5 protein-coding genes and 1 pseudogene are annotated in these 5,774 nt (G+C 67.4%); 5 read left to right on the top strand and 1 reads right to left on the bottom strand.

Translation table 11 applies throughout. The features are described from left to right. Window positions 1-334 precede the first annotated feature (334 nt). Genes U9983_RS26360 through U9983_RS26350 form a run of 3 tightly spaced genes read left to right on the top strand, consistent with a single transcriptional unit; the run spans window position 335 to window position 3,726 of the window. Entirely contained in the window at window positions 335-703 is a 369-nt protein-coding gene (locus tag U9983_RS26360) for a hypothetical protein (protein WP_322756597.1), read from the top strand. 9 nt (window positions 704-712) lie between these two features. Continuing rightward, window positions 713-2,974, top strand: a complete 2,262-nt coding sequence (locus U9983_RS26355; protein ID WP_322756596.1) for a caspase family protein — start codon at window positions 713-715, stop codon at window positions 2,972-2,974. Further along, a complete protein-coding gene (locus tag U9983_RS26350) occupies window positions 2,971-3,726 on the top strand; it encodes a hypothetical protein (RefSeq protein WP_322756595.1) in 756 nt (251 codons plus the stop codon). Before U9983_RS26355 ends, U9983_RS26350 begins: the two co-directional genes overlap by 4 nt. 347 nt (window positions 3,727-4,073) lie before the next feature. Here U9983_RS26350 and U9983_RS26345 read toward each other — a convergent pair whose 3' ends face one another. Continuing rightward, window positions 4,074-4,754, bottom strand: a complete 681-nt coding sequence (locus U9983_RS26345) for an IS30 family transposase (protein WP_322756594.1) — start codon at window positions 4,752-4,754, stop codon at window positions 4,074-4,076. Between the two features lie 478 nt (window positions 4,755-5,232). Between U9983_RS26345 and U9983_RS26340 the strand changes: the two genes are divergently transcribed. Together U9983_RS26340 and U9983_RS26335 are read left to right on the top strand one after the other, a co-directional pair. Beyond that, window positions 5,233-5,439, top strand: coding sequence for a hypothetical protein (locus U9983_RS26340; RefSeq protein WP_322756593.1), 207 nt, complete (start codon window positions 5,233-5,235; stop codon window positions 5,437-5,439). Between the two features lie 63 nt (window positions 5,440-5,502). Next, a pseudogene (locus tag U9983_RS26335) lies at window positions 5,503-5,774 on the top strand (integrase); the annotation flags it as partial.

The raw sequence follows: 5,774 nt of genomic DNA, 5'->3' as shown, positions 1-5,774 counted from the left end.
AAGACGGCCGAGCTTGGCAGAAGCAGCAGCGCGCTTCGGGCGTGTTCGCATTGGCGAACCGGCCGCAGTCAGGTCGCGGTCTGGCCGTCAACCACCTAGGCCGACCGATGGTCAGCCAGTACGCGGTCGACCACTGCTCTGGCGCCGGGCGCGTGGGCCCTGCCCCGCGCCCATCCGGCAAGGTCCGTCGGCGGGCCTACACCGTCGCACCGCTGGTCACCTCACGCGGGTTTCACACCGACGCAGCGTCGGGACACCGCCGGCCGCCGCGCCGAAACGTGGTGCGTAGACTGCGCCCAGTGCGAAATAGGGTGCGGCTAACACGGGGGACGTCATGAGCGCGCGCGACCACCAGATCACTGTTAGGCCGTTAGACGTGGCTGCAGGCGAGGCCGGCGATCTCGCGGCTGAACTACGCGAACTTATGCTCGCCGACAACCCGCCGATTACTGCCGAGCTGAACCGGGCCGACCCACGGGCGCAGGATTTTGGCGCCCTTCTGGTCGTGACCGCGCCGCTGCTCGCCCCAGCCCTCACCGCCATCGCGCATGGCCTGGGACGGTGGTTGGCGAAACACAACGACGCCAGCGTGGAGGTAAGCGACGGCAGCCGGACACTGACGGTCCGGCATATCAGTGGCCGCGGCGCGAAGGAATTGGCCAGCCAGCTGGCTGAGATCTTCGACGAGAGCGCGGGAAGCTGACCGAGGGACATGCCGCCGCACGATCGACGCAGCCGGTTCGCCGCCATCCTGCTCGGCGCGTCCACTTGGCCTCACTGGCCCGGTCTCGACTCCGCCGCCTTCGCCGGATCCCATCGACTCGTCCGGGACTATCTGCGGACCGGCCTTGGGGTCGCCGACCGGCACGTGCTGGACCTGTTCGATCACGGCGACCCGCCCAACGACCTGACCCGCGCAATCGCAGATTTCCTCGCGACGGTGAGCGCGAGCGAGCCGGAGGCTCTCCTCGTCTACTACGCGGGGCACGGCCAGACGGTCGACGGCGGCTACCGGCTGACCGTCGCCTATTCGAGGCAGGACCAGCCCGCCGGGTCGACCCTGTCGGTTGCCGATCTCGCCGAGGCCATCCGGCCGGCCGGACGCCTCGCCCGCACTTACCTCGTGTTGGATGCCTGTTTTTCGGCCGCCGCGGTCGGAGCCTTCACAACAACAATCAGCGGCCGAGGAGTTGCCCTTCTTGCCTCGGCCAGCCGCGACGACGCCTCCGTCATCCCGGTCGGCAGCGCCTCGACGGTTTTCACCGAAGCCCTGATCAGCGTTCTGTGTCGGGGTGACCCGAACCTGGGCCGGCAGCTCAACCTCCGGGAGGTGCGTGATCTAGTCTCCGACGAGGTCCAGGCCCGCGGTGACGAGGAGCTGGCCAACCCGGAGATACACCAGCCCTCCCAGGCAAACGGGCCTATCGCCGAATTGCCTGTCTTCCCCAATCCGGGCTACGGCTTCGCCTACGATGGTGCCCACACCGGCGACGAGATCGCCTGGTGTTCGGTGGCCTCCCAAGCCGACACCGCCGACAAGGCGTTCGAGGACGCGATCCAGGGTTTCACCAACCGGTATCCTGTGCAGATCGATCGAGAGATACCCTGGCGGCTCGGCGATCGCGACGTGCTCGACAGTCAGTCAGTGCTGGCGTCCAGCCGGGTCTTCCAGGAGGCCGTGGAGAAGGTCTGCCGGGCTACTCTGGCATTCTTCGACCTGACCGGATTTGAGCCCGGGGTGATGCTGTTGCTCGGTATCCGGTCAGTGGTGCGGCGAGGTGTGACGATCTGCTCGGTGACCGATTTCGACACGTCTTTCGAAAAGCTCCGCCTGCCGTTTCTAATTCGTGAGATAAATATTACCGGCCACGCCCGACCGGCGACTGGCCCCGCGCCCGAGGAGATTCTTGGCGAGAAGGCCCTATCCGGTCTCCGTCAGCTACGCAACTCCCCGCAGACCTATACCGATCTGCCGACCTTCGAACCGATTCGGCGGATGTCGTCGGACCCGAAGTACACCTACGGCGCCGGTGGCCCTACCATCCCATACGACCGCCGCGTACTGCTGCTGTGCTCATTCGGCGACGTGTATTTTGCGGATAACTGGGGCAACATCAAGCAACGACTGACAAGCAAGATCGTTGGTCAGGCAACCCTGACGGGCGCCATCGTCAACGGGACCGTCGCCATCGAGCGTAGCGTGGACATCGTGTCACCGCAGATCGTTTCAGGCAGCCTGTTTGAGGCGATCCGGCTGACCGACTTCTGCCTGTGCGACCTCACCGACTGGAGCCCGAACGTATTGTTCGAACTCGGTGTCCGACTCGCCTCCAACTCCTTGGATCCGGTCGTCATCCTTGACCAGCGGGACGGTGGCCCCCCTCAGGACGGCCGCGCCTACGGGGGTGCCGAGCGCATGGGCCGGATACGGGAGCAGTGCGAGCTGCTGACGGGAATCATTCCGGTGATCCGTTACACGGTGAACTCCTGGCCGGACTACGATCAGATGATGCAGCGGCACTTGGAGTTCCGCGCTAGTGCCAGCGCGCTGTCCACCCGGACATGGGCAGCCAGCGGCACGCTGCCGCCCGGCGCGGTCTACCGGCTGGCGTGGCGGCACGCGGACGCCGTCCAGGAGCCGAGCGGCGTGCAGGTACTTGACCTGCTCCAGGACGCGGCCCAGCGGATCAGCATCCGGACCGAGCAGGGCAGCCGGCCCTTCGTCTTCCCGCCCACCCATCCGCTGGCTCGGCTGGCCGAGCTCAACGCGCGGGAGAACCTCGCCGCCGCCTGGCTGTACCTGCACCACCGGCTCGGCGCCGACGCGCTCGCCGACCCCGCACTGGCCGAGACATTCCGCTCGATCAGCGAGACGCTCTCCAGCGCACTCGCCGACTCGACCGACCAGCGTGACCAGGAGCTGCACGCGCAGGTGATCAGCCAGCTCCGGCTGCTGGACGGACCGGCGTCATGAACCGCGAGGCGCTACTCAAGGACGCCGTCGCCGCCAAGAACCGGGCGAGGGTGGAGACCCAGCTGGAGCACCTCGATGAAGCCGAGGACATCCTGACTAGGCTGATTGATAGCGTACAGAGCTTCCTCGAGGAGGATGAGGTCCTTTTGCTCGACGAGAACCGCTCAGCCGATCCGCTCTACTCCAGCACGCTGAGCCGCTCCCTCGTCGCCCACCTCGCTGACGCCTACGGAATGCTCGGTGGTATCCGTTGGAGGCACGGGAATCTGACCGGCGCACTCCACAGCTATGAACAGGGCCGGCACTACGAGCAGGACCGCCGATACGCCATCGAGGACTCCTACAACCTGACGAACAGCCTCGTACTCCAGATTTTGATCGCTCCGGATATGCTGTCGGTAAAGCACGAGGAGATCGATAAGGCGTACGACGCGGTACTCCATCAAGCCGCCGGCAACCGGCGCAGACAATGGTGGGCCTGGGCCGACTGCGCACTGCTCGCCGTGCTCGCTGGCAGGCCGGAGGAGGCGCTCGGCGCCTACGCTCAGTTCCGGAACTGTAATCCGCGCGGCAGTGACTACCGTTCGGTCCTGCGCGTCCTGGACGCCTGCCTGGACATCGTCGGCACGGTGAACAGGCCGATCGCCGAGCTGCTCGATCGTGTCATCACCGGCTTGCGATTCGACCTAGGTCACCTTGACGAGCTAGACGGACCGCGGCCAGCTCCGACCGTGCCCGGCCGCACCACCTGATGTCTGCGGGCGCTGTTACGCTCCGCTTAGGCGAGCCATGGTGGCGTCGGGCTGCTGCCGGGCTCGCAGACGCAAATGAGACGAGCACGTCCCAGCCCAGAGCGTGTCCGGCCCCAGGTCAACCAGCACGGGAACGCTGAACCGGGACCCGACGGAAACAGCGGGCGGCAAACCACGGCTGCCGCGGCGCGGACCGGCCGGCTGGCGGCGACGGAACAGCTGGGCGCCTCGGCTCCTGCCAGGCGCAGAACGTCGCCGCTCCGACCTCGGCCGGTACCCGTCCCGGGCGCGGATCAGTATTTATGGAAGGTGGTTTCTAGCGACCGTCGCAACGCGGACTGTTTTGGTCATCCTGCCAGGGCGGTCGTGAAGACCTCGGCGGGTGTGCGCCAACCGAGGACCGCGCGCGGCCGGTTGTTGAGCCGTTCCTCGATCGCGGCGAGCGCCGCGGCGTCGTGCTTGGTCAGGCCGCTGCCCTTGGGCAGGTACTGGCGCAGCAGGCCGTTGGTGTTCTCGTTCGTGCCGCGCAGCCACGGGCTCGCGGGCGGAGCGAAGTAGACGCCGTCGGCGAAGTGGCCGGCGAGCCGGTCGTGGCGGGCCATCTCCGAGCCCTGATCCCAGGTGAGCGTCCACCGCGCCGCGGCCGGTAGCCCGTCCAGCAGCGGGATCATCGCCGCGAGCAGCGCGTCTGCGCCGTGCCCGTCGGGCAGGTGGACCAGCTTGAGATAGCGGCTGCGCCTGTCCACGAGCGTCCCGACGGCGGAGCGACTGCCCCGGCCGATGACCAGATCGCCTTCCCAGTCCCCGATCCGGCTACGCGCCTCGACGACGGCCGGGCAGCGGTCGATCAACAGCGCCGGGGCGACGAACCGCGGACTGCGCCGGTCAGGCCGCCGCCGGCGCTGACGCAGCGGCCGGCCAGTGCGCAGCCGCCGCGTCAGCTCGCGCGACAGCCCAGCTCGGCCGCCCTGGTAGAGCGCCTGGTGGATCGTCTCGTGACAGACATGCCAGTCGGGCCGGCCCCTCATCGACCTCCACGCCGGCGGGCGCTAGAAAGGCTCTACGCTCGGCCGCGTCCTCGAATGGGACGCGCCCCGGTCGATGGGCGGGATCCGGACTCGATAAGTGGCAGGGGCAACTATCGATGAAGTTCGCCCACTCGCTGCGTCTGCGGACGCCTGCTCGAAGCATCGCACGAGTAGAACGGCGACTTGTACGGCCGCGAATGCGTAAACGCGACTAACGCCGCCCGATTGAGTGATCGCGTCAGAAGTTGGCACCGTCTGTCAGCGAGAATGGGCGCCGGCCTGCGGCCACGGGCATAGGGGAGGAGCGGCTGTAAACGTACTTCTAACGGGGCTTCGCCCCAGCCCGACGAGGCGTGTGCCGCTCGGCTGCCGCTGCGGGCTCCGGCTGGCGGTTGACGGCGCCCAGGTGGGCCCCGTGGGTGGTACCGCTCATGCGGCGGTGGTTAGCTGAAAAGCCTCCGTCCGACCGGAGCTTGCCATGACGCTACCGCGCACCGTGGCCGATGTCCTGTCCGACCACGTGACCTTCGAGGTCGAGTGCATCGACCGGATGTACCTCAACGTGTACGTCCCGCAGTTGCAGTTCCCCCTGGGGCTGGTGGGGTTCGTGCACCGCCAGCTGGGGCTACCGGTCGCCTCCACCGCGGGCCTGTCCAGTTTTTTGGCTCAGACAAGATTTTCGTAGCTGAAGATCGGATCTGGTGGGTGTGGGGCTCCGGAATCCCGATTCGGGCGGTGACCTGGGCGTTTGCCTGCCGGACGGGGTCTGTGTCGGGCAGGCTGGATGGTCATGGTGTGGTCGCTGCTCTACGCCCTGACGCGGAACACTCTCGGGGTGATGGTGCTCCGCGTGCGCAGGAACGCTGCGAACGAGGTGGAGCTCCTCGTCCTGCGCCATCAGATGGCGGTGCTGCAACGGCAGGTCCACCGTCCGGCGCTGGAGCCGGCGGATCGGGTGATCCTCGCAGCCCTGTCCCGGCTACTCCCCCGGGCCCGCTGGGATTCGTTCTTCGTCACGTC

The sequence above is a fragment of the Protofrankia sp. Cas3 genome (assembly GCF_963555955.1).
Classification (GTDB): domain Bacteria; phylum Actinomycetota; class Actinomycetes; order Frankiales; family Frankiaceae; genus Protofrankia.
This window is presented reverse-complemented; position numbering and strand designations above follow the sequence as displayed.